We start from the raw sequence: 24266 nt of genomic DNA, 5'->3' as shown, positions 1-24266 counted from the left end.
TGCCCGCATGCGATTTCTATAGACCCGATGGTGGGTGATCTGGCCGGCGAGACCACCCGCCTGCGCGCCGCCGGGGCGATCACCCGGATCGATCTGCTCGGCGCCCCCGCCTGGACGATCACCGACCACACCATCGCCCGCCAATTGCTCACCGACACCAGGCTGGTCAAGGACATCAATGCCTGGAAGCTGTGGCGGGACGGCGTCGTCACCCGGCAGTGGCCGCTGATCGGCATGATCGACGCCGGCCGCTCCATGTTCACCGTGGACGGCCCGGAGCATCGCCGCCTGCGCATCAAGACCACCCAGGCGCTGACCTCGCGCCGTCTGGAAGCCTTGCGCCCCACCATCGAACGGCTCACCAAGGAGCTGCTCGACGATCTGGACGAGGCCGGCCGGGACGGCGCGGTGGTGGATCTCAAGCAGGTCGTCGCCTATCCGCTGCCCATGCGGGTGATCTCCGAGCTCATGGGGGTGCCGCGCGCAGACCACCCGATGCTGCTGGACTGGTACAAGAAGTTCTTCTCCATGGTCACCCCGCAGGACGAGCGCCTGCAGATCATCGAGGACATGGACGTCTACTTCACCGAGATGGTCCGCCGCAAGACCGCCGAGCCCGGCGACGATCTCACCAGCGCGCTCATCCTGGCCGACGAGGGCGGCGAGCCGCTCACCGAGGAGGAGGTGGTCGGCAATCTGAAGGCACTGGTCGCCGCCGGGCACGAGACCACCGTGAGCCTGATCCTGAACGCGGTGCGCGCCTTGCTGACCCGGCCCGAACAGCTGGCCCGGGTGCGCTCGGAGGAGGTGGAGTGGAAGCAGGTCATCGAGGAGACGCTGCGCTGGGACGGCCCGGTCACCCACCTGCTCATGCGCTTCGCCACCGAGGACATCACCGTCGGCGGCACCGTGATCGAGCAGGGTGAGGGCGTGGTCATGTCCTACCGTGCCATCGGCCGCGACACCGCGGTCTTCGGCGAGGACGCAGACGATTTCGACATCACCCGGCCGAGCGCGCACCGCAATATCTCCTTCGGATACGGCCCGCACATCTGCCCGGGCGCGGCGCTGGCCCGTCTCGAAGCGGCTATCGCGCTGCCCGCCCTGTTCGACCGCTTCCCGGATCTGCGGCTGGCCACCCCGGTCGAGGAGATCGTCAACCTGCCGGTCATGACCCAGAACGACATCGCCGCCCTGCCGATCCGCCTGAGCTGAGCCGGGATTCGGCGCGCGGACGGCTGCCCGGACCGCACGATCACGACCCGATGGCCACGGCCCGGGCGGGCCACGGGCGCATGCCGGATTCGGTCCACCTCCTGAAGACGGCCCCGGGGACGAAACGCGCACGCTGGTGTATTGCGACACGCTCATTTCGGGCGTCGGCCCTGCTACCTTCGAATGCGCCACCTCGAGGCAAGGAGTGTGCCATGGGCATCATCACGATGATCATCATCGGCCTCATCGCGGGCGCGATCGCCCGCCTTCTGGTTCCGGGCAAGGAGGATTTCGGCATCATCTGGACCGCCGTCCTCGGCATCATCGGCGGTTACGTCGGCGGCACTCTGGGCAGTCTGGTCTTCGCCCCCCACAAGTTCAGCGTCCATCCCCCGGTCCAGCACACCTTCCTCGGCGCCATCGTCGGCGCCATCGTGGTGCTGGTCGTCTACAAGTGGATCAGAGCCCGCGTCTGACCTGCCGCACAACCGAATACGACCGAGGGGCGGGGCCGCTGATTCGCGGCCCCGCCCCTCGCGTGCCGACAGCCTTGCGCGTGATGAGGGTCCGCACAATCCCGTCCCCACGGCGCCCTCAGCCGCAGGTGGTCCACGGACCGAGCTCTTCTATGTATCTACTAAGTAGATACATAGAAAGATAGCAGGCGCCGACCCGACCATCAATCGGGTTCGGCGAGGAGGACAAGGAGGAGTTCGGCTCGGGTCCGGGCGTTGTCGAGGTTGCGGTCGAGGAGGGTGGCGGCGGTGGTGATGCGTTTGCGGAGGGTGTGGCGGTGGATGCCGAGGGTGGCGGCGGCGGATTCCCAGTGGCCATTGGCTTCGAGGAAGGCGCGGAGGGTGGGGATGAGAGCGGTGTGCTGGTGGCGGTCGTGGTCGCGGAGGGGGGTGAGCAGGGTGCCGGCCAGGGTGGCGAGGGCGTCGCGGGTGACGGGGATGGAGAGCAGTGTCAGGGTGGTGACATCGGTGGGCGGGGCGCCGCGCTCGGCGGCCGCGGCGGCCAGGTGGGCGGAGTCGGCGGCGGCGCGGAGGTCACGGACCGGATGGGGGCCGGACAGGCCGAGGCGGATGAATTTTCGTGCGGTGCCCAGTGTTTCGGGGCGGTCGATGGCGGGAACCGCGGTGTCGGCGGGCAGCACGATCAGTACGCGGTTCGAATCCTGGTGCAGGAACAGCGGAAGGCCGGCCGCGAGCACGGCGTCGGAGAGGGCCGTGTGCGCGGAGTCGGCGGCGTCCAGCGAATCACACTCGGCGACCAGGACTCTGATGCGTCCGTGCGCATCGGCAGCATGGTCGAGCTGCTCCCAGGCCGGGGCCGGATCGGCGGGCGCGCCCAGCAGCAGGCCCAGCGCTTGAGTATTGAGCCGATGCTGCGTCTCGTGCAGCCGGGCCGGCTGCTCGAAATCCAGGGCCAGCAGGGAATTGGCGTGGCCGAGCAGGATCTGGTCCACGTGCTCGAGCGGGGTCTCGCTCACCACGACAAGATCGCCGTGGTGGCGGCGGCCGATGCCGATCTGCTGATGGGTGATCACGCCGGAGTCGTCGGTGTACACCCCGGCGCCGGCCGGGCCGCGGGACAGCACGGTCCGGACGCGGGCGAGCAGGGCGGGCGCGGGTCGCGCCGGGTGGCAATCGATCACGGTCCCGGCGGGGCCGAGCACCAGCACGGTCGCACCGAGCGAGTTCGCCAGTTCCCGCACCATGACCCGGCTGCCGGATCGGATGAGTGCCCGAGTCATGCGCGGTTGCACCCGACCGGCGCGCAGCACGGCGTCGTAGCGGAGTTCGGCGATGCGGGCCGACACGTGCCTCACGATCGCGGCGAATGCCGTCGCGAGGGGCACTTCGAACAGGGGGATGCCGACCTCGTCGGCGGCCTCGATCAGTTCCGGCGGCACCTCGTCGTGGGTAAGGCCGATGCCGAAGCCGATGCCCGCGACCCCGCACCGATCCAGCCCGCGCACGTACTCGGCACGCCCGGGTCCGTCGGGTGGCAGCCGCATGCCGGTGGTGAGCACCAGTTCGCCGCCGGAGAGCCAACGGAACGGGTTGTCCAGTTCGGTGGTGACGACGAGATCGATCTCGCGGCGCACGCCGGCGGCCCCGCCGCGCAACCGGACCGCGAGGTCGGGCTGGGCCAGCACCCAGCCAATGGAAACGGACATCGGCCGAGTGTACAAATGGGCGATTCCGGTCCGGCGTGTTTCCCAATTCGGCACGGGTGATCGCGGGTGCGGTGGCGCAGACTGATGACAGGTGCCACCGACCCTCGACCGGGAGAATTCCGCATGCCCTCGATCGACTACCGCCTGCCACAGCGTCGCGACCTCGTCACGGAGTTACCGGGCCCGCGTTCACGGACGCTCACCGCGCGCCGGACGGCGGCCGTGGCGGCCGGGGTCGGATCGTCGGTGCCGGTGTACGCGGCCGACGCCGACGGCGGGGTCATTGTCGACGTGGACGGGAATTCGCTGATCGATCTGGGCTCGGGCATCGCGGTCACCACCGTCGGCGCGTCCCATCCGGAGGTCGCGGCTGCGGTCGCCGAGCAGGCGGCGCGGTTCACCCACACCTGCTTCATGGTGACTCCGTACGAGAACTACATCCGCGTGGCCGAGGAACTGGCCGCGCTCACGCCCGGCGCCTTCGACAAGCGGACGGTGCTGTTCAACTCGGGCGCGGAGGCGGTGGAGAACGCGGTCAAGGTGGCGCGGCTGGCGACCGGCCGGCCGGCGGTGGTCGCGTTCGATCACGCCTATCACGGCCGCACCAACCTGACCATGGCGCTGACCGCGAAATCCATGCCGTACAAGGCGCATTTCGGCCCGTTCGCACCGGACATCCACCGCATGCCCACGTCCTACCCGTACCGCGACGAGCCGGGGCTGACCGGGGAACAGGCGGCGCGGCAGGCGATTTCGCGGATCGAGGTGCAGATCGGGGCCGATTCGCTGGCCGCGATCGTCATCGAGCCGATCCAGGGCGAGGGCGGATTCATCGTGCCCGCCCCGGGATTCCTTGCCACGCTGGCGAACTGGGCCCGCGAGCACGGGGTGGTGTTCATCGCCGACGAGGTGCAGACCGGATTCGCCCGCACCGGAGCGTGGTTCGCGAGCGAGCACGAGGGCGTCGAGCCGGACATCGTCACCATGGCCAAGGGCATTGCCGGCGGCATGCCGTTGTCGGCCATCACCGGCCGGGCCGAGCTGCTGGACGCGGTGCATCCGGGCGGGCTGGGCGGCACCTACGGCGGCAATCCGGTGGCGTGCGCGGCGGCGCTGGCCAGCATCGAGGTGATGCGGTCGCTGGATCTGCCGGCCCGGGCGCGGGCCATCGAGGCGGCCGCCGGGCCGCGGCTGCGCGAGCTGGCCGCCGCGACCGGCGTGATCGGTGACGTACGGGGCCGGGGCGCGATGATCGCCGTCGAGCTGGTCCGGCCCGGCACCGATACCCCCGATCCGGAACTCACCAAAGCCATTGCCGCCGAGGCGCTCTCGCGCGGCGTGGTGCTGCTCACCTGCGGCACCTACGGAAACGTCATCCGGCTGCTGCCCCCGCTGGTGATCGGCGACGACCTGCTCGCCGAGGGTCTCGAGGTGTTGTCCGAGACGGTGCGGGATCTGACCCGCTGAGTTCGAAATCCGTTGAGTATGAGGAGAACCCGCAATGCGTGATGTGACCGAGCTGCTGGCGGTCGTGCCGGCCGGACTCTGGATCGGCGGCGAGCAGGTCCCGGCGGGCGACGGCGCGACCTTCCCCGTGCACGATCCGGCGACCGGCGAGATCCTCGTCGAGGTGGCCGACGCCACCCCCGCCGACGGTGCGCGGGCGCTGGACGCCGCCGTGGCGGCACAGGCGTCGTGGGCGGCCATCCCGGCCCGGGAGCGGGCCGAGATCCTGCGCCGCGCCTGGGAACTCGTGATGGCGCGGCGCGACGACTTCGCACTGCTCATGACCCTGGAAATGGGCAAACCCCTGGCCGAGGCACAGGGCGAGGTCGGCTACGGCGGCGAATTCCTGCGCTGGTTCGGCGAGGAGGCGGTGCGGATCAACGGCCGCTACACACCGTCGCCGTCCGGGACCGGCCGCATCCTGGTCACCAAGCAGCCCGTCGGGCCGACGCTGGCCATCACGCCGTGGAACTTCCCGCTGGCCATGGGCACCCGCAAGATCGCGCCCGCCTTCGCCGCGGGCTGCACCATGGTGGTAAAGCCCGCCGCGGAGACGCCGCTGACCATGCTGCTGCTCGGCGAGGTCTTCGCGGAAGCCGGGCTGCCCGCGGGCGTGCTGTCGATCCTCCCGACCTCCCGGGCCGCCCGCCTTACCGATCCGATGTTCCAGGACGATCGCCTGCGCAAGGTGACCTTCACCGGTTCCACCCCGGTCGGCAAAGTCCTGCTCGCACAATCGGCTTCGCGGGTGCTGCGCACGTCCATGGAGCTGGGCGGCAATGCCCCCTTCGTGGTGTTCGCCGACGCCGACCTGGACGCGGCGGTGGACGGCGCGATGGCCGCCAAGATGCGCAATATCGGTGAGGCGTGCACGGCCGCCAATCGATTCCATATCGACAACGCGGTGCGCGCGGAGTTCACCGCCCGGCTGACCGAGCGCATGCGCGGGCTGAAGATCGGGCCCGGCACCCTGGACGGCGTGCAGGTCGGGCCGCTGATCACCGAGAAGCAGCGCGATTCCGTCGCCGAGCTGGTGGCGGACGCGGTCGCCAAGGGCGCGAGGGTCGCCACCGGCGGCGCGGCGATGCCGGGACCCGGCTGGTTCTACGAGCCGACCGTGCTCACCGAGGTGCCCGCCGACGCACGCATTCTGCGCGAGGAGGTGTTCGGCCCGGTCGCCGCCATTACCGGATTCGACGGCGAGGCCGCCGGTATCGCCGCTGCCAATGACACCGAATTCGGTTTGGCCGCCTACATTTACACCCGGGACCTGGATCGTGCGCTGCGGGTGTCCGAGGCGCTGGAATCGGGGATGGTGGGCGTGAACCGGGGCGTCATCTCCGATGTGGCCGCGCCGTTCGGCGGCGTGAAGCAGTCCGGGCTGGGCCGGGAGGCCGGGGTCGAGGGCATCGAGGAGTACCTGGAGACCAAATACATCGCCCTCCCCTAGCACGATGGATCGCCCCGGCAAGTGGCGACATTCCCTGCGCAAACCGCCTACTCCCCAGTAGCATTCGAGCGTAAGCCCCACGGGGCGAACGACTTTCGATCGCACGGGATGGTCCCCATGACAGCACCGGCCACAGGAAGCACCGAACTCCACCCGCCGCGGTGGCAGCCCGCACCCATGCGCTGGCACAACACGCCGGTCACCTGGGGGCAGTCCTGGCGGCTGGCGCTGGGACTGCCCGGGCGGATCCGGGAACGGACCATCATGGAGTATCTGGCGGCCGAACTGCCGGGTCAGGACGATGTGCTGATCGCCCGCTTGCCGATGGCGAAATACGTCGTCGTGCGCAGTCCGGAACTGGTCCGGCACGTATTGATCGCCAATCACGAGAACTATGTGCGCGGTGCCGAATTCGACATGCTCGCCGTGGTTTTCGGCCAGGGTCTGGTGACCCAGCGCGACGACCGCCTCTACTACCGCAACAAGCGCCTGGTGCAGCCGATCTTCGCGCGCAGCGCCGTCGACCAGTTCGATGTGCCCATGGTCGAGGCAGCCCAGGAGACGACCCGGCGGCTGCGGGAGGCCGGGGCGCCGGTCGACGTGGGCGTGGAGATGACCCGCCTCATGCTGGATATCGTGGCGCGCACCATGTTCGGCACCGACCTGGACGGGCCCATCTCGAAGATCAAACTCAAGCGGCTGCTCAAATTCTTCGGCGTGGGCGTGGTCACCAATGTGAGCCGGACGCTGCGGCCGCTGTCCATGTGGCTGGTGCGCCGCACCGAGAAACCCGAGAAGCAGGCGGGCTCGAGGATTCCGATCCGGGCCATTCGCGCCGCCTCCTGGATGGTGGCCCCGCACATCATGTTCGAGCTGCGCGGCATCGAGAACGCCGTGGCCGGAATCATTTCCGACCACCGCGAGGGCCGCATCACCCGCAAGGACAATCTGCTCGGCCTGCTCATGGCGGCGACCGATCCCGAGACCGGGCACAGCTACACCGATCTCGAAATCCGGGACGAGCTCATGACATTCATCGGGGCGGGCATGGAAACCTCGGCCACCGCGCTGACCTGGGTGTGGAAGCTGCTCGCCGACCATCCCGAGGCCCGGCAGCGCCTCCACGAGGAGCTCGACACCGTGCTCGGCGGGCGCGCCCCCACCGCCGCCGACGTGGACAAGTTGGTGTGGACCAAGGCCGTCTTCCTGGAGACGATGCGGCTGTACCCGCCGATCATGGCCTTCAGCAAGGTGGCGCTGGGCGAGGATGTGCTGGCGGGCTACCGCATCAAACCCGGCACCACCATCATGATCAGCATGCACGGGGTGCACGGCAACCCGCGGGTCTGGGATCGGGCGGGCGAGTTCGATCCGACGCGCTATCTGCCGGAGAACATGACCCGGCCGCATCGGGAGGCGTCGCTGGCGTTCGGTGCGGGCAAGCGGATCTGCATCGCGCAGAACTTCGCGACCATGGAGGTGGTGCTGTCGATTGCCACCGTCGCCCAGCAGCTGGATCTGCGGATCGCCACCAACGAGCCCATCCGGCCGCAGCTTTCGTTCATCGGCGCGCCGGACAAGCCGCTGCTCATGCGGGCGGTGACACGGGACTGATCAGCGGGTGCGGGCAGCGCCCCCGGCCGCACGATCCACGCGGCCGGATCGAGCTGTCATGCGGCAGTGGTCTTCTCGGCCGCGGCAGTCCGGCTTGCCGATCGGGCCAGTGCGGCCCAGTGCCGGGCCTGCTGGGAGGCCAGCTCGGCGACCAGGGCGGCGCAGTACGGCGGGAGATCATCGGCCAGGTCGGCCCAGGCGACGGGGTCCGCGGGCAGCGCGTCGAACAGGCGTAGTAGTTGCCTGCCGGATTCGGTGCGGGCCAGCGCCGGGTCCGAGCGCAGATTCCACAGTGCGCGAGCGGGATACGACAGGTCTGTTGCGGCGGCACCCGGCCCGGCCTGGGGATGCTCGTCGCGGATACGCTCGGGGTGACACTGGCGCGGCTGCGGCGCGGGAGCCGCGAGTGCGCGCCGGGTGAGGTGGCGGCCGGGGCGCGCCGCCGACCGCTTCCGGACGGCGGCGATGGTCCGTTCGGGCAGGCCGATCACCTCGGCCAGCTTGCGGTCGGACCAGTCGGGATAGAACGAGAGCGCCTGTTCGGCAGCGGCTTTGCGGTCGGCTGCGGACAGGGGCAGTCCGTGCCTGCTGTTCAGCCGGACCGCGAGCAGCAGGGCCTGCCCGTCGTCACCGTCGAAGTAGACCGCGTCGATCCATTGGGACCCGCTGCATATTGCCGCGCGCACGCGATGGGCGCCGTCGATGACCGTCATCCGCGATCGGTGCACGACGATCGGCGGCAGGGCCGCGGCGACCTCCGACAGCGCCGTGACATGCCTGGAGTTCTCACCGGATTGCCTGATCGTGGTGTCGATATGCAAGCGGTCCAGCGGAATTCGCACGATGTCCGTGGGATTGGGCTCCAGCAGCGGGAAATTCACGTCCAGCCGCGACCGCGCGCAACTCTCCCCCACCCGGACCGCCCGGGTGATGATCCACTGCCAGATGCGGCCGCGCGGGTGCACCCACCACGCGTATGTCGGTCCGAGCACTGCGCTGCCTCCCAACGCCGAGCAGCCCCGATTCCCGGAGCACTCCACGAGCGGTTCCCGGGCAGGGCTTTCCTACGACGCGACAAGCGGCATCACAGGGGATCACCGGCAAGATTCCCGCTCACGCGGGTGCGTGTATGCGGCAGTGTATCGACGCGTACACGGTGTGATCAATTGAGCAAATCGCATGCCTGCCTGCGTATTTACCGGCGAAACACGCTGACCTGGAGCTGCGGCGCGGGACCGATTCGGATGGTGTTACCTACACAACAAACATTGCCGCCGGTCTGTTTGCTGGCGGTCGGGTGACCTAGTCCACGTCCGGCATATCCGGATCCCGGACGGTGACCAGCGCGGCCGTCGTGTGCTGGTCCAGCGCCATCAGCACGGCCCGGGCCCGCACCGACTTCCAGCCCCCGTCGAGCGTCCGAAGCCGCAGCCGCCCGGAGGTACGGGAGTGAGCGAGGTTGCGGCTCATGGTCTTCGCCGTCTCGATGTCGTCCGCGTGGATCGCCGGCTCCGGTTCGCCGGCCAGCGACTGCCACGCGATACCCGGCATGGCCGGACCCATCCAGCGCAGCAGCCGCAGGGTGCGCAGGTCGACAATGGCCCGGAAATCGCCCTCCGCGGCGGCCGCGTCGAGCACCCGGTGCTCGAGGATCACCGGTGGCGGTGCGGCGCTGACATCGGTGGCATCACCGATGTCATGGGTGACCCCGCGCATGAACACCTCGGAATTCCCGGCGGCATCGGTCTCTTCGATGATCCGGCACGAGAAATGCGCCGCCCGCAGAGCGCCGTCGTCGCGGCGAACGGTCCACACCGCCTGATGCTCGGTGCCCGGCGCGGACCGGACCACCTTGGCCAGGGCGTCGGACTCGTCGCTATTGGTGATGACGCGCGCGAACACGCCCGCGATGGAGTGCTCGCGCGCCCGATTCTCCGGCGCGACCCCGTAGAGATCCAGCAGATCATCCGAGCGCGTCGACTTCGAGGTGGACAGATTGAAGTACCACGCCCCCACCGGATCTCGCGGCGGCACCGTCTCCTCCGCCGGCCCCGACCACACCAGCACGGCATGCATGCGCTCCGGGGTGATCAGCAGCGGCGCGGTGAGAGTCCGGCGACGGCCGCCGTCGCTCATGACCTCCACCGGCGCCAGCGCCTCCGCGGTCGCTGCGACTGCCCCGCGGATCGTCGCCAGCGTCTCACGCTGCCGGAAGATCTGCGTCAGCGGCACGAACTTCCTTGGCACACTGCCCAGTCCGATGACGGTCGGCTCCCCGCCGCCGAACGTCTCTATCAGCAGCCATCGTGTACCGGCCATTGCGTCTTCCCCTCTTATCCCCTGACCACGAGCCGAATCAGCTTCTCGTACTGCCCGCCCGCCACCCTGGCGGCGACTTCGGCAAGGATCGCGTCGGGTCCTATCAGTACACGACTCTTCCCCCGCGCGACACCACGCAGAATCACCTGCGCCGCAACGCCGGGATCGGTGCGGGCCACATACCGGTCGAACCGCTGCGCCGCCCGCTCCGCATCCACCCCCGCCGCCGCCAACGCCGACCAGGCGATCCCGGTCTTCACCCCACCCGGAAACACACAGCTGACAGCAACATTCGGCTGCCCACGCAATTCCGACCGCAGCGATTCGGTGAAGCCTCGAATCGCGAACTTGGCCGCTGTATAGGGAGCGGCCCCACCGAGCCCGATCAACCCGTACGCAGACGAGAGATTCGCGATCCGCCCCTCGGACGACTTCACCACATACGGCAGGAAGGCTCTCGTACTCACCACGGTCGAACCGAAATTCGCCCGCATCACCGCCTCGAAGTCGCCCGGCTCGGACTCGGTCACCCCACCATAGAAGAGCTTCCCAGCATTGTTGATCAACACATCCACACCCCCGAGCCGCCCGACCACCTCGGCCGCGACCTCCCCCATCCGCTCCGGATCAGCGACATCGGCCACCAGCCCCACCACCTCCCCATCCCCACCCTTGACCATCCCCGCCGTCTCCCCCAGCGCCGCTTCGTTCATGTCCAACAGCACCACCGACGCCCCCTCCCGTCCCAGCCGCACCGCCAGCTCCCGCCCGATCCCGGCCCCCGCCCCGGTAACCACAGCAACCCGACCCGCATAGAAACTACGATCCATACCCGTGAGTCTGCACAGACTCCCGGCATCCCGCGAGACATGTTCCGCGCCAATCCATTCGATCGCGCAATGACTGCGAGGCTGGCGAGGGGGCGATCCCGTCGCGCCGTAACGATTGGTCAGGGGCCGTTTTCAGCTCCCCCATCGCCTGGCCCATCGATGACGCCGATGACGCCGACCAATTCGGCGAACTGCTCACCCGCCCTCGACAGGCCGACATCTTCGGATTCTCCGACGTTGAAGGACCTGGCCGACGTCGCGGGCATGCGAATGGACTGGGCGCCTGAACGTTTCGACGACCCTCTACATACCGACGACATGCGGCGCTTCGCTGCCCAGAACCGCCTCCGGCAAGCCCAGGAAGTGCTCGATGCACTGCTGGAAACCTCCGCCCGACCGCACGTACTGCACGCCGATCTTCAGGCGAAGAACATCCTCCAGGGCCCCGGCCACTGATACACCGTCAAGCCCCTCGGCGCGGTCGGCGACATCAACGCCGAAGCCGCTCTCTGGATCGCGATCCAAGATGGCCCCCGTCTCCACCAGAGGCCGGATTGATCGACTCGAGCATCATCGACTGCTCGATCGAGAACGACTGAACGCGTGGACATTCCTCTTCTCAGTCGCGGAGATCGTCCCTACCTCTTGCCTTCCGCAGAACGAATGGTGGCCTTCGTCGAGACGTTCGACCCGCCCAAACCATCAGGATGTTCCTCGGACACTGAACCCCATGGTCGGGAGGGGTTTTCTTGATCGGGCTGACAGGATTGAACCTGCGCCCACTTGCTCCCCAGACAACAAGACGTACCCGATGCGAACGTTCTGCGCACGTCGTACTCGTTGCTTCCGTGGGAACAACGGCCATACCTGCTGTTCACGGGCTCTGTGGTTAGCGCGCCCCGTCGCTTTCGTCCACAATCCGGTGGTAGCCCACTTGCCTTGCGGGCCACCCAAAGCGTGCATGAACCGCTCTCCCTCGGCGGTCATCACGATCCGATCGTCCGCCTCCGACGGGATTCCATCGTCGAACCATTCCTTGAATGGGTAGCCCTGTTCCGAATCGAACACTGTGAGAGTGACCCCGTGCTCGGGATCCCAGCGACCCGTTGCAGAGGCATTCCCCGCATGAATGAGCACAAGCCCACCAGGGTGGGCACGGGGATTGTCATGGCTTCGATTGTCGCATCAGACCCAGGACCGAAGTGGTGATGCGACCATCCCAGGCATCGCCGGTGATCATGCCGTGTCGCTGTACCTCATGCAGCCCGGCCGGTGGTCGACCGGCCGCTCGAAGACTGGGAAATCCCTGTCGTATACATCAAGACCAGGCAGAGGCGTTGGCGGAAGCGCGTTATCCCCGTGCTCCCCGGCCGTTGGGTGACCTGCTGTCGACCCAGCCCCTCACCGACGCATCACCGCATCCGCACGAACGCCTGGTGAGATGCTCAGCTCGTCTCCGTGTCATCCGAGCTTGGCCAAGCGACGAGCCTGGAGGGAACATGCAGACCGTGACTCCCCTGGCGAGCCAGTACCGCCAGCGCTTTCAGCCGCAGGGCCTGCTCACCGGGCTCGCTGGTTAGAAACCATCCGCCGACGACGAACACGTTGCCCGCCGGAGCCCATACGGCTATGCCGGTAACGTCGAAAATGCCGTATGGCGACTGCTCGAATGTTGCGCGGATCAGATCCCCATGAGCCACTACATCATTCGCGTCCACCACAGCGGTGTTGTCAGTGTCGCGGGCGGTGATGCCGAGGGTAAGTGCACGCAGTGCACCCACCGGCTTGCGCGGCGCGCCTGGCCGCGTTCCGCTGTCGAGTGGCTGACCGCCTACCAGGTAGCTTCCGGTGACAGACGACACCGCGGTGCCTTCGATCAGAAAGATTCCGTACTCATCGGACTTGAACGTCGCACTGGCGTGCATACCGCTCTTGAGGTCTTCCAGGGCTGCTACCAGGCCCTGTATGTCTCGTCGACGGCTGATATCCAGATCGCGCCAATTGGCCACTATGCTCTCTCCATCACTGAGCCTTTTTCATCCTTGTCGGGCGGCTTGAAGTTCGCGGTTCTGTAGCACGTGGATCGCCTTGACGAGTCGTCCGGCCTTGTCGGGGCAGCAGCGGAGTTTCCGCAGTACCCGCCAGGTTTTGAGCTGGGCGTTCGCTCGTTCGCCGCAGCCACGCAGCTTCGCATGAGCACGGTTGGCGACCTTCTGCGATTCCGGCTTGTTCCTGCCCCTGTACGGGGTCAGCAGCGTGTCTGCGCCTTGATATCCTTTGTCGGCCAAGGTGATCCACCCACTCTGCTCGAGTTCGTAGAGGATCCGCCAGATCCAGGCCGCCTTCAGATCGTGCACACTGCCGGGCAGCGCACCCGACACCCACACGATGTCACCGTCGGGAGTCGCAATGACCTGCACGTTCATTCCGTGGTGGCGGTGTTTTCCCGAGTAGTAGGGCGGTCGGCAGCGACCCGGTCGATCGGGATCAGCGTGCCGTCTCCGATCAGGTAGGCATGTGCGTCAGTCTTCGCGCGCCGCGCAGCGTTTCGTAGACCTGGTGATCGTTGGGCCAGCAGCTCGATGGTTTCCTCGACGTAGCGCCACGCGGTCGTGGTGGAGACCTCGAAGCCCGCGCCCAGGTCGCCGAAGGTTTCACCTTTGCGCAGGTAGGCCAGGACGAGCAGGGCTTGCCGGCCCGGATCGAGCCGCCGCCACACCGACCCGATTGCGGCGCGGTGTCGCCGGATCACGCCGGCGACGTAGTCGAGGGTCTGACGTGACAACGGCAGCGTGGCACGGTAGAAAAGCATCGAAGCCCTTGGTGTTCGGAGGTTGTGGTAAACACCGATCTACCAGGGGCTTCGCCATGCGTCCAGTCGAACTACACTGCAGAGCAACAGATCTCACGATCATGTATCAGACAGGATGAAAAAGGCTCACTGAATAAATGGCCGCAATGGAGTTCGTCCAATGCGACCAGACGGCTCCACCTACCGGTTCTTCAATCTTGTTGTCGCTGTGCCGATTCAGCCGTCCGAGTCCACCCGAGGAATTGTTTCGCCGTGAAGATCGGCTTGCCGTAGGTGATCGCCGTCTTGGCCTTTCCCGACTGAGATCCTGCCTCTGCGGCGATCAGGGCATCGCATTTGCTCTTTGTGACAGTCTTCACCGGTATGAGTCCGCGGGCTGCGGCGAGGTTTTCCATGTCGCTTCGGGTTCGCTCGTTCCCCTCCTCATCGATGCATGTTCCGGTGAAGCAGACCCGAACGCCCGCGACGAGAACGCTGTTGATGTCCCGTTCGATGACATCAACGTCGGGATGGACGATGGCGTGTCCGAGCCGGACCTCGAGTTCACGTAGAAGCCCATGGGTTCGGTCATCCATATGGACTTGCTGAGCTTTGGTGCGCAAATACTCCGTCAGGACCTGCTCGGGAGTCGAGGAGGAGGGGACAAGGCCGCCAGCCTGAAAGCAGTCCGGACCGAAACCTCGTGAGAGGAGGTAGCCGGTTCTGTGTTCCGCCGGGGGAAAGACGTCGGCGACACTCATGTCCATCGTCGAACGCCTCGACATATCTCGCACGGCGTGGGCTCGATCGAGAGCCCGAAAGGCATAGAGCCGCCGCCAGTCCGACTCCAACAGGTTCGAGCTGTCGAGCTCGATACCGACCGGCATCGGGGCGACGTAGCCGTTGCGTTTGAGTTCGTAATCGAGGTATCCGAGGTGCCGGTCGATATCGAGGCCGATTGGGGTTCGTCCGGCCAGGTGAGGAGCCAACGCGGCCCATGCCTCGGTCAGCAAGGGCGCGAACTGCACATCACCCGCGGTGATGCCGTAGGCACTGCGGGCGTCACCGAGGTCACGAGTCGGGTTGATCAAGGTAGTGATCTCGGTGCCGTCGTCGGTAACCAGCGCGATCTCCACCGGCCGCGGCTTCCACGCCCGCCCTTCATCGCCAACGGTGCAGATACCGAGATACACATTGCCCCGCGACCGTGTTTCGGGTCTACCTGACTGAAGAAACCGGCGAATTCGCTGATCCACCTTGAGGTCTCGCGGTTGAACTGCACGCCGTAGTACCAGGCCGTTCATTGATGTGCACCGGCTGAGCGCCACGTACAGCTGTCCGTCGGCGAAAGTCCCTCCACTGAGGTCGACTACGAGACGGTCCAGCGTCTGGCCCTGACTCTTGTGGATCGTGATCGCCCACGCCAGACGGAATGGCAACTGGGTATATGTTCCGATCACCTCATGACGGAGAGCCCCACCCTCGAAGACCGGCCGGGTGACCTCCCAGGCGTGCGGGGCCACCTCAACCTCACCACCGTCAGGGAGTTCGACTGTGACCAGCGGATCACCGCGGTCGACGCGGCATCCGGTAATCCGCCCGATGGTTCCGTTCACCCATCGATCGCTGGAGTCATTGGTCAGCAGCATGATCTGCGCGCCGACCTTGTACGCGAGGTCGTCATCGGCCGGCCTGTCGAATCCGACCAAATCGCCTGTCGCCGTGGCTCTATGGTGCGACTCAGGTCCTGGGAGTCGGTCGAGCATCTCCCGGTTCCGGGCGCCCGCGATCCGATTGGTCGTAGTCAAAGTCAGCCAGAACTCGTCGGCAGGGGGCCGGAATGCTTCATCGGTTCGCGAGTTCAGTTCCGCTCGAGCCCCGTCCAGCAGAGCTCCCTCACGCACAGCATTGAGGATATCGACGAGTCGCGAGTCGCCGATCTGGCGGAAGACCGTGGTGAGCTCGACCGTAGGGAAGTGCTCGGGACCGTAGCTGTCAGCGGAAAAGAAGTACGGGGAGACGTACCTCGCATGGAAGGAGTCCTTCTCGCCCTCGGTCACCACCGGCGGCAGCTGGAACAGATCGCCGACCAGCACCAACTGGACCCCACCGAAGCGGGTTCCGGGCCTGGGCCCGAACCGTTCCAATGCGGTGGCCAGGCAGTCGAACAGGTCGGCCCGCACCATCGATGCCTCGTCGATGATCAACGTGTCGAGCTTTCGCAGGATGGGAGTGAACCGCCCCGGAGAGTAGTCTCCCGACTGCACATTCTCGGGAGTGGTCGCCGGTCGAAATCCGAACAGCCGATGGATCGTGTAACCCTCGACGTTGAGTGCAGCGATGCCCGTGGGTGCTGCCACGACCACATTCCGGCCCGTAGTCGCGAGGAACCGGCGAATCAGTGTGGACTTGCCGGTGCCCGCCCGACCGGTGAGGAAGAGATTCTCGCCCCGCTCCAGACGTGACAGCGCATCCTTGAACTCACCGGTAAGCGTGAGACCGGCGGTACCTGCAACAACCAATCAATGCCCCCAATTCCTCCCACGGAACCTGATGCGGACTTGATCGCTCCCGCTAGCCCGCCGGTTACACCCAAATAGTGCTCGAATATTCGTACAGGTCAGTATGTTTCGTCATGATATCAATGGCAGTAGAGCAGAGGGGCGATCCTGAAGCTAACGATAGTCCGCCACGAGTCGGAATAATCCGAGCCTGAATCGGTCACCGTATCGGTCAAGCAACCGTGAAAACCCCTGAGGTGCACTGCAACGCGTACCCTCCACCTCGATGGAGTTATTGCGACGGTATACATCTCAGCAAGTGCCATCATGCCGTGAAGTGCTGGACAGGAATCAATTTGGAAGGCGAGCAGCCGGTCTTCGCCTCATCGGTCGTCGATATCTTCTCCGTAACCGATGATGGCGCTTGGTCGCAGGGCATCTTCCACAGAAGGCTGCTGCGCCTCCCGGGGATCCATCGACCAGGGTGGGAAGGATTCCGACCCCCGACCGGCAGCATGCACCAACGGACATTTCGGGAATGTTCCAGCCGCAGTAATACCGCCGTATGTGCACTCCGATCCTCCACACATACCCATCGACTGTCACGGGAGAGCAATGCTCGGCTTCGCAATCGTCGATCGGCAACCGGCCGCCGACGCCACCGCTGTCTGGCTGACCAGCCGAACCGGAAGCACCAGCGTGAACAACACCAACGCGGTAGTCATCTCGCACGGCGATCTTGATTACGACAAGAAGGTCCGCGCGCTTACGGCAGACCGATCGGTCGTGCTCACCACCGGCACCATAGCGCCCGTCAGCTTCTCGCACGCCGTCCACGTCGACGCGTTCGACGACCTGATCAAGCGGACCGCCATCCACCAGGACCGCATCTGTGAGGCTATCAGCGACTACAACTCACGCAACCGCAAAGACCTTGTAATCCCGAGCTTTTTGCCAGCGCCCGTGCTCATCCCACCGCAAGGGGACGAACCGCAGTACCGCGCTCTGGCGGTGGCCAACTACGTCGCCCAAGCGTGGGCGGCATGGCTGTTCACTGACGAGCAACGGCACCGCCGGACGGTGGCACCCAAGACAGGCGAAAGCCCGTGGGTCATGCCAGTGGAGCTGAATGGCCCGACCATCGCGGTCCTCCCCGCTGAGTTCGTGGACCGCGTGCAGCCAGAGCCTGTGGGTTGATGTTCGACTACACGGCTATTGATTTCGAGACTGCGAACTCCTACCGCGGATCGCCCTGTGCGGTCGGGCTCGTCCGTGTCCGCGACGGAGTCGGGGTGGACGAACGCAAGTGGCTGATCCGGCCCCCGGACGCGGTCAACTACTTCGACGGTTACAACACTGCGCTGCACGGCATCAGCGAGGAAACCGTCGCGGATGCGCCAAGCTGGGAGTTGACGCTGCCGGCAATCGTCGACTACATCGGCGACGACGTCGTTGTTGCCCACAATGCGGGCTTCGATATCGGTGTCATCCGATATGCCTCCGCAGTCGACCAAATCGAGTGGCCAAGCCGCCGACTCCTGTGCACGATGGTGCTGTCTCGCCGTGTCCTGTCGCTACCTTCGTACCGACTCCCGTACGTCCTGGAGACACTCGGCGGGTCGATCGACAACCATCACGATCCCCTCGCGGACGCCAGAGCCGTGGTGGACGTGGTTCGCGGGCTCGCCCGAGAGCAAAGCGCTGTCGATCTCGACGAGCTGGCCGGTTCGGTCGGAGTGCGCGTCGGCACGATGGCTGGCGGTATTTACAAAGGCAGCGTTGCAATTTCCGGAGCTACCGGATCCCGTCTTGTACAGCCCGAACTCGACCCGAACGCAGACCCCGACGGCTATCTCTACGGCAGGGTCGTCGTTTTCACCGGCACACTGATATCCATGCCCCGACAGATCGCCTGGCAGGAGTGCGCCCGGATCGGAGCGCTGACCGAGAAAGGTGTCACGAAGAAGACGAACGTCCTCGTCGTCGGCGACATCAACCCTGCCGTGCTCCGCCCAGGTTCGAACATCACCGGCAAGGCCCGCAAAGCATTCGACCTTCAGGACAAAGGCCAGGAAATCGAGGTAATGACCGAAGACGACTTCCTCAGATGCCTAGACGGAAAACCGCTCGACCATATCGCCATGACTGGTGGGAACGATGCAGATCGCCAACCTCCCACACCTCCGAGCATGAACGGCAGCACGGTTTCGACGTGAATCCGGGCTCGGCTGCCGGCCCGTCGGTATGAATTTCGTCGTGGTTTCCGGTCTTTGGAACACGGAAACCTTTTGCCGGTTCGCGACATAAAGCAGCAGTGTCGTCTCGTCAGGATCAGTCTCGGCGCTGAGGAGCTTATCGAACCGCCACTCTCGGGTCGCTCTCGAACCGGTGAAAACGACTTGGGCCGTGGTGATCACGGACTGTCCGTCGCCGATCGGGTCTGAAATTCCGGTCCCGGAACATACTGTCCGCGTTAGCTGCCTGATCGATACCGTAGCCCATCGGCCATACGGACGCTCATGCCCGAGGACCGACCGGCACAGTATCCGCAGTGTCGACACGGCTCGATCAGCCAGGCCAGTTCGGCGTGATAGCGAGCGATGGCCGGACCAAATTGCCAAGACATGGCAGCTCCCTCAGCCGGAGTCCGGAGGCAAGGTCGAGCCGCGCCGGAACAGCGACGATTAGTGCCAGAAGCTTGAGGAAGCACGAAATCTATTGGGCAGCACGCCATAATGATGCATATCAGTCGAAATGATAAGGGGGGCAACATGACCGATGCAGCAATCAGCTGGCGGGTTACTGTGGTAGCCAGCGATGGCCTGCGGCGTGAGCGGCTCACGCGGGATCTGCGCCAGGCTCTGTGCAGGGTCGTCGGTGTCGATGCCGGCTTCGTCGATGGGGATCGGCGGCACGCCGAGGGCGACAAAGGGGCCGTGGATCCGGAATTGGTGCTGTGGGCCGGGGTGAGTGCGACGACGGTCAATGCCGCGGCGCGTGTGCTGATCGCCACGATCAAGGAATGGTGTGGTCAGGATCGTCATCGGACGGTCCAACTGGAGCTCGAGGGTCGGTCATTGTTGCTGACCGGAAAGCCGGATGATCGCCAGGTTCGGCTGGTGGAGTTGTTCACCGAGCAACTCGGGGTCGAGTCTGCCGATGACTCGGAGGATGAGGCGCGATGACTCGATCACGGCGGCGCCGAGCATTGCTGATCGGCACGGAAACCTACGCCGACCCATTCTTCAATCCGCTGCCGTCGGTGCAGGCGGACGTCTGGCAGTTGGAACAGGTGCTGTCGCACAGGCAGATAGGGCGATTCTCCCAGGTGATTCGCCGGGTCGATCTCACCGCTGAGCAGATGTGCGCCGAGATCGCCGAGTTCCTCGACGGCTGCGAGGAGGACGATCTCGCGCTGCTGTATGTCTCCGGGCACGGTGATCGGCTGGTGCAAGCCAGTGGCGAGTTCCACTTCGTCGCTACCGACACCGATCACGACCGGATCGCGGATACGGCGGTTAGCGCAGGGTTCGTCAACGACCAACTGGAGCTGTGTGTCGCGCCGCAGAAGGTTGTCATGATCGACAGCTGCCTCAGCGGCGGCTTCGCACTCGGCTTCCGTACCGCCGAGCCTGAACCAGCTCAGCCTACGGCGAAAGGGCGACCCGATAGCGGTCGTTCTCCGCTGGAAAGCCGTGGCGTGTACGTGCTGTCGTCGTCACGTGCGCGTGAGGTGTCGCGAGCGGGTGCGGGCACACCGGACGGTCCGGAGCCTTCGGTGTTCACCGGCGTGGTCGTCGAGGCGCTGCGCACCGGCAGGGTTGGCAAGGACGGCACGGGTCAAGTGTCGGTGCAGGAGTTGTTCGAGCACGTCAACAAGCACATGCGCGCCCACACCACCCAGGTTCCGGTGCTGCACGCCACCGGCGTGGACGATCGGATCCTCATCGCTTCGTGTCCACAGGGCACGGCCCCGGTCTTGGCGCCACTGTCGGCACGACCGGTTCCGACTGCTTCGACGGCCAAGGCGGCCGGTGCAGCGCCTCCATCGTGGTCGAATATTCTGGAGTATTACCGGCGTTGCCTGCGGACCGATCAATACGAAGTGCCGTGGCTGTCGGTCGATGACCACGGCGATTCGTACGTCTGCCTTCAAGGCACTGAGCGCATCCTGTGTGGCGAGCTCGATGACGACCATTGCGTCGAGGTCCCGCTGGAGGCCATCGGTCTCGTCGCGCAAGCAGTGGACTCCGACGACGAACTGTGGGCCGGATATCCAGCTATGGTGGCGCCGCCCCGCGGCAAGCGGCAGGACAGGACCCCACATCGCTTCGCGCCGTTGCTGATTCGACGAGTCGAAGTGGCGGAGACCGGCCGAGTTCGCCGGTTGCAGCCCACCGGCGCTATTTTCGCGCATCCCGCGTTGGCCGCCGAGTGCCTGGGTGAGGAAGAAGCCGCGTTGTTCAACGAGACGTTCCGGCCGGGCTGGCATGCCGGTCAGCACGATCGGATGGCCGTCGATGTCCGCAAGCTCGCTGAGGAATTCGAGCTGGGCTGTGTCGAGGAGCCACAACCCGACCTACTCTTCGACCACATCGATGTCCACACGCCCCAGGCCGGCGGCCGCAACGCTGCGGTGCTGTTCCGCGTCAGTCGCCATCCCGGCGCCACGAACAAGCTGCTGAAGGATCTCGACGACATCGACGACCGGTCGGACGTAATCGGCCAAACGGCGCTCGCAGCGCTCTCGCCCGACCCGGTGCAGCGTGCCGAACCTGCGCCCGACTGCGACCCCGACTCCGTGCGTCTGGTGACACCACTGCTCTGTAATGAGGCCCAGGAGGCGGTGATCCGCTCGGCAATGACTCGGCGTCTCACCATTGCCACCGGTCCGCCGGGCACGGGCAAGAGCCAGCTCGTCGCGAACCTCGTCGCGACCGCGGTCGCCGACGGACAATCGGTGCTGGTGGCCTCCACGAATAACAAGGCAGTGAACGAAGTGTGGCAACGCTGCTGCAAGGTCGTGCCCGGCAGCGTCGTCCGCACCGGCAACTTCGAAAGCCGCAGCGAGGAAGTCAAAACGCTGGAGCAACTGACGAAAGCACCGGCACCCGCCGCCAATATCGAAACCACCGCTATGCACCTGTACAGTGCGGCCGCCGCCTGGTCAACATCGCGGCATACATTAGCTCGCAAGGCAACTTGCGAAGCCGCGCTCCTACAGGCCGGGCAGGATCGTGAAACACACGCCGCCGAGATCGGCTCATCGGTACCCGAGCTCATCGACAAGGTTTCGCCGCTGACGCCGCGCACGGTGGCCGACCGTGCGCTGAAGCTGAGCAAGGCCCGATTCTTCGGTGAGTGGCGACGACGGCGATTGCTCGACCGCTGCGATATAGCCGTGAGTACGCGCTCGACAGCCGAACTCTGTAACTCCCTTGCCGGGTTCACCGACGCCCACGACCGATGGATCAACCGGCTCGACGAGCTGAGCCAGCTGCCCACCGACGACGACGCGTGGGCAAGCTACGCCGCGAATGAGTTGGAGGTGCACGAGGGGTCGACATCGTTGTTTTCAACGACTGTGAAAACCCTTGCCCGTGAAGGGCATACCCGCATCACCGAACTGCTGCGCAGCCTTAATACTCAAGATGAGTGGAAGTCCACGCGGGCCGCGCTGCCGATCCTCCGCGCGTGGGCGGTGACGACGCTATCCGCACGCCGCTTCCCGCCCGATCCGGCGCTGTTCGATCTGGTGGTGATCGACGAAGCCAGCCAGTGCGCGATCCCGCAGGTATTGCCATTGCTCTTCCGTGCCCGCAGAGCACTGGTCATCGGAGATCCGATGCAGCTCGAGCACATCGTCGACATCACCGCCGACGACGAGGCCAAGGCACACACTGCCGCCGGAGTCACCTTGACCTGGCTCGAACACCATCGCCTGTCCTACCGGCGTCACTCCAGCTTCCGTGCCGCGGAGCGAGCCGTCGGCCGAACATTGCTGCTCGACGAGCACTTCCGATGCCACCCACGCATCGCGGCGCTGGCAAACGAGCTGTTCTATGACGGGCAACTGACGGTGATGACCGATGTCCGGGGACGGCCCACACTCCCCCGGCCGGCTGTCGTGTGGGTCCCCACCACCGGGAATGCCGAGCATCCGCGATCCAGCCTCTCCTGGATCAATCCGACCGAAGTCGCGAAAGTCCGTGAATGCGTTGAGTTCGTCTTACGTCGCGGTGGACTGCCCGCCGACGCCTCGATTGGTGTGGTAACGCCGTACCGCGCGCAGAAGGAGGCTATCCGGGCCGCGGTCGGCAATTCTCTCGGTGACGACGATATCGGCACCGTGCACACCTTCCAGGGTGGCGAACGCGACGTGATGATCTTCTCCCTGGTCGCTGGGCCCGGCATGCCCAGGCGTTCGATCAACCGAATCGACAACCAGCTCAACCTGTGGAACGTCGCCATCACCCGCGCCAAATCACACCTGATCGTCGTCGGCGACAAGGATCTGTGGCGACAGCGCCGAATCGCGAGCGCCCTCCTCGACGCCGCTGACAACAGCGACGGACACGCAAGCACCGTTGGCCGCGGCCCGGACCCACTGGCACACAAGCTGTTCGAATGGCTCGGCGGAGCAACCGCAAAAGTAGAACTGGGAGAGGCAGTGTGCGGTCACCGCACCGACGCTGTGGTACACGGTGACGATGGCCGCAAGACCGCCTACGTGCTCGACCGCGGGCCGGCACCGGAAACCGAGCCCGCGCGCCATCTTCGGCTGATGCTGCGTCGGACACAGCTACGCACCGACCCAACCGGTGCGACGACCGCGTTGCGGGTGCCCGCCTGGAAGCTGTACGACAGCACGAATTCAGCCTGAGAGCACCATAAGAGCTCCTATCGGGTTCGGTTGCTGAGTCGTCGCCAGCAGATCAGTGCTGCGGCGAGGTCGAGGAATCCGTGGTGGATGTCGGTGCGTCGTTCCCATCGGATGGCCAGCCGCCGGTACCGGTGCAGCAGGGCGAAGGTTTGCTCGACGATCCAGCGGCCGGCGGTGACCTTGTCGCGTGTTCCGCGACGGGCGATGTAGCCGGTGATACGGCGTTGCCGCAGTTCGGAATACACACTGGGGTAGTCATATCCTTTGTCCGCGATCAGGTTGGTGATCCGGCGACGGGGTTGGCCCGCACGCCCGCGCAGAGGGCGGACCCGGTCGAGCAGCGTGGGCAACAGCAGGTGATCGTTGACATTGGCCGCTGACAATGCGACTGCGAGCGGGAATCCGTTCCCGCAGGTCAGGATGTGGTGCTTGGAACCGGTCTTGGCGCGGTCGACCGGGCTCGGACCTGTTGCGGCGCGCCTTTTTTCGCCCGCACGTGCGAGCCGTCGACGATGACCCGGTCGAAGTCGATCATCCGGGCGGCATGGGCACGGGCGAGCGCGACTTGATGGATCTGCTCGAACGCTCCGGCGGCTTGCCAGTCCCGTACTCTGCGCCAACAGGTCATCCCGGATCCGAACCCCAGCTCCTGGGGCAGGTCCTCCCATCCGATCCCGGTGATCAGCACGAACAAGATCCCCTGCAGTACCCGTCGACTGTCCATCTGCGCCGGTCCCGGTGTTCCGGCCGGTTTCACCGGCAGTAGCGGTTCGATAACCGCCCAAAACTCGTCGTCCACGATACATGGTGCTGCCACATCGAAACATCCTGCACTGCAACCGAACCCGACACCAACTGACCGAACCTGTTAGAGGCTCTTAGCCTCGATCCACCGATCCGGTTTCGGGTTGGTCTGTGTGTCGAAGGCGCGCATGCCAGCGGGTTTCGGGCGCGAGGTAGCCGCTGGTCTGCCCA

The 24266-nt window shown here is 65.8% G+C and carries 17 protein-coding genes and 1 pseudogene; 9 read left to right on the top strand and 9 right to left on the bottom strand.

Annotated elements, in window-relative coordinates:
- The first annotated feature begins 27 nt into the window (after positions 1-27).
- Together ABZ909_RS24815 and ABZ909_RS24810 are read left to right on the top strand one after the other, a co-directional pair.
- Entirely contained in the window at positions 28-1215 is a 1188-nt protein-coding gene (locus ABZ909_RS24815; RefSeq protein WP_357003538.1) for a cytochrome P450, read from the top strand.
- Between the two features lie 212 nt (positions 1216-1427).
- Positions 1428-1691: a GlsB/YeaQ/YmgE family stress response membrane protein gene (locus tag ABZ909_RS24810; protein WP_357003536.1), complete on the top strand. Its 264-nt coding sequence runs from the start codon at positions 1428-1430 to the stop codon at positions 1689-1691.
- Positions 1692-1894: 203 nt separating this feature from the next.
- Here the strand turns inward: ABZ909_RS24810 and ABZ909_RS24805 are convergent, their stop codons facing one another.
- A complete protein-coding gene (locus tag ABZ909_RS24805; RefSeq protein ID WP_357003534.1) occupies positions 1895-3397 on the bottom strand; it encodes a PucR family transcriptional regulator ligand-binding domain-containing protein in 1503 nt (500 codons plus the stop codon).
- A 123-nt stretch (positions 3398-3520) separates the two neighbouring features.
- On the opposite strand from ABZ909_RS24805, the gene gabT reads away from it, so the two are divergent.
- From gabT to ABZ909_RS24790, 3 genes are all read left to right on the top strand, one after another.
- On the top strand, positions 3521-4864 hold the full coding sequence (gene gabT, locus ABZ909_RS24800) for a 4-aminobutyrate--2-oxoglutarate transaminase (protein ID WP_357003532.1): 1344 nt from the start codon (positions 3521-3523) through the stop codon (positions 4862-4864).
- Positions 4865-4898: 34 nt separating this feature from the next.
- Positions 4899-6353, top strand: coding sequence for an NAD-dependent succinate-semialdehyde dehydrogenase (locus ABZ909_RS24795; RefSeq protein WP_357003530.1), 1455 nt, complete (start codon positions 4899-4901; stop codon positions 6351-6353).
- Between the two features lie 117 nt (positions 6354-6470).
- Entirely contained in the window at positions 6471-7967 is a 1497-nt protein-coding gene (locus ABZ909_RS24790; RefSeq protein WP_357003528.1) for a cytochrome P450, read from the top strand.
- A 56-nt stretch (positions 7968-8023) separates the two neighbouring features.
- Here ABZ909_RS24790 and ABZ909_RS24785 read toward each other — a convergent pair whose 3' ends face one another.
- From ABZ909_RS24785 to ABZ909_RS24755, 7 genes and pseudogenes are all read right to left on the bottom strand, one after another.
- Positions 8024-8959, bottom strand: coding sequence for a ParB/RepB/Spo0J family partition protein (locus ABZ909_RS24785; protein WP_357003526.1), 936 nt, complete (start codon positions 8957-8959; stop codon positions 8024-8026).
- Positions 8960-9269: 310 nt separating this feature from the next.
- The gene (locus ABZ909_RS24780; protein ID WP_357003524.1) at positions 9270-10286 is read right to left on the bottom strand and encodes a GAF domain-containing protein; all 1017 of its coding nucleotides are present in this window, start codon (positions 10284-10286) and stop codon (positions 9270-9272) included.
- 14 nt (positions 10287-10300) lie between these two features.
- A complete protein-coding gene (locus ABZ909_RS24775) occupies positions 10301-11116 on the bottom strand; it encodes an SDR family NAD(P)-dependent oxidoreductase (protein ID WP_357003522.1) in 816 nt (271 codons plus the stop codon).
- 303 nt (positions 11117-11419) lie between these two features.
- Positions 11420-11641, bottom strand: coding sequence for a hypothetical protein (locus ABZ909_RS24770; protein WP_357003520.1), 222 nt, complete (start codon positions 11639-11641; stop codon positions 11420-11422).
- A gap of 920 nt (positions 11642-12561) precedes the next feature.
- Positions 12562-13125: a hypothetical protein gene (locus ABZ909_RS24765; protein WP_357003518.1), complete on the bottom strand. Its 564-nt coding sequence runs from the start codon at positions 13123-13125 to the stop codon at positions 12562-12564.
- Between the two features lie 27 nt (positions 13126-13152).
- Positions 13153-13928, bottom strand: a pseudogene (locus ABZ909_RS24760) (transposase family protein).
- Positions 13929-14119: 191 nt separating this feature from the next.
- Entirely contained in the window at positions 14120-16429 is a 2310-nt protein-coding gene (locus tag ABZ909_RS24755; RefSeq protein WP_357003516.1) for an AAA family ATPase, read from the bottom strand.
- A 594-nt stretch (positions 16430-17023) separates the two neighbouring features.
- Between ABZ909_RS24755 and ABZ909_RS24750 the strand changes: the two genes are divergently transcribed.
- The 4 genes from ABZ909_RS24750 to ABZ909_RS24735 all read left to right on the top strand — a co-directional run bounded on the left by ABZ909_RS24750 (position 17024) and on the right by ABZ909_RS24735 (position 23291).
- Positions 17024-17605 (top strand): hypothetical protein, encoded by a 582-nt coding sequence (locus ABZ909_RS24750; RefSeq protein ID WP_357003514.1) that lies wholly within the window; start codon positions 17024-17026, stop codon positions 17603-17605.
- Positions 17605-18624: an exonuclease domain-containing protein gene (locus tag ABZ909_RS24745; protein WP_357003512.1), complete on the top strand. Its 1020-nt coding sequence runs from the start codon at positions 17605-17607 to the stop codon at positions 18622-18624. Before ABZ909_RS24750 ends, ABZ909_RS24745 begins: the two co-directional genes overlap by 1 nt.
- A gap of 519 nt (positions 18625-19143) precedes the next feature.
- Positions 19144-19593, top strand: a complete 450-nt coding sequence (locus tag ABZ909_RS24740) for a hypothetical protein (RefSeq protein WP_357003510.1) — start codon at positions 19144-19146, stop codon at positions 19591-19593.
- Between the two features lie 23 nt (positions 19594-19616).
- Complete coding sequence (locus ABZ909_RS24735; protein WP_357003508.1) at positions 19617-23291, top strand: AAA domain-containing protein; 3675 nt, start codon at positions 19617-19619, stop codon at positions 23289-23291.
- Positions 23292-23308: 17 nt separating this feature from the next.
- On the opposite strand, the gene ABZ909_RS24730 is transcribed toward ABZ909_RS24735, so the two are convergent.
- Positions 23309-24108 (bottom strand): IS5 family transposase gene (locus ABZ909_RS24730; protein ID WP_357003506.1). Its coding sequence is split into 2 segments (ribosomal slippage): positions 23309-23766 and positions 23766-24108, totalling 801 coding nucleotides; the frame shifts between segments, so codons are not numbered across the junction.
- Positions 24109-24266: the final 158 nt, after the last annotated feature.

Origin of the sequence: Nocardia sp. NPDC046763 (genome assembly GCF_040645495.1) — a bacterium.
In the GTDB taxonomy this organism is placed as follows: Bacteria; Actinomycetota; Actinomycetes; order Mycobacteriales; family Mycobacteriaceae; genus Nocardia.
Note: the sequence above shows the minus strand (reverse complement) of the source record. Positions and strands in the feature narration are given on the sequence as shown.

Bases quoted from the DNA above. Each gene is read 5' to 3' on its own strand.
- ABZ909_RS24745 (WP_357003512.1), top strand. From the start codon at position 17,605: ATGTTCGACTACACGGCTATTGATTTCGAGACTGCGAACTCCTACCGC.
- ABZ909_RS24815 (WP_357003538.1), top strand. From the start codon at position 28: ATGGTGGGTGATCTGGCCGGCGAGACCACCCGCCTGCGCGCCGCCGGG.
- ABZ909_RS24775 (WP_357003522.1), bottom strand. From the start codon at position 11,116: ATGGATCGTAGTTTCTATGCGGGTCGGGTTGCTGTGGTTACCGGGGCG.
- gabT (WP_357003532.1), top strand. From the start codon at position 3,521: ATGCCCTCGATCGACTACCGCCTGCCACAGCGTCGCGACCTCGTCACG.
- ABZ909_RS24790 (WP_357003528.1), top strand. From the start codon at position 6,471: ATGACAGCACCGGCCACAGGAAGCACCGAACTCCACCCGCCGCGGTGG.
- ABZ909_RS24810 (WP_357003536.1), top strand. From the start codon at position 1,428: ATGGGCATCATCACGATGATCATCATCGGCCTCATCGCGGGCGCGATC.
- ABZ909_RS24795 (WP_357003530.1), top strand. From the start codon at position 4,899: ATGCGTGATGTGACCGAGCTGCTGGCGGTCGTGCCGGCCGGACTCTGG.
- ABZ909_RS24740 (WP_357003510.1), top strand. From the start codon at position 19,144: ATGATGCATATCAGTCGAAATGATAAGGGGGGCAACATGACCGATGCA.
- ABZ909_RS24780 (WP_357003524.1), bottom strand. From the start codon at position 10,286: ATGGCCGGTACACGATGGCTGCTGATAGAGACGTTCGGCGGCGGGGAG.
- ABZ909_RS24805 (WP_357003534.1), bottom strand. From the start codon at position 3,397: ATGTCCGTTTCCATTGGCTGGGTGCTGGCCCAGCCCGACCTCGCGGTC.
- ABZ909_RS24750 (WP_357003514.1), top strand. From the start codon at position 17,024: ATGCTCGGCTTCGCAATCGTCGATCGGCAACCGGCCGCCGACGCCACC.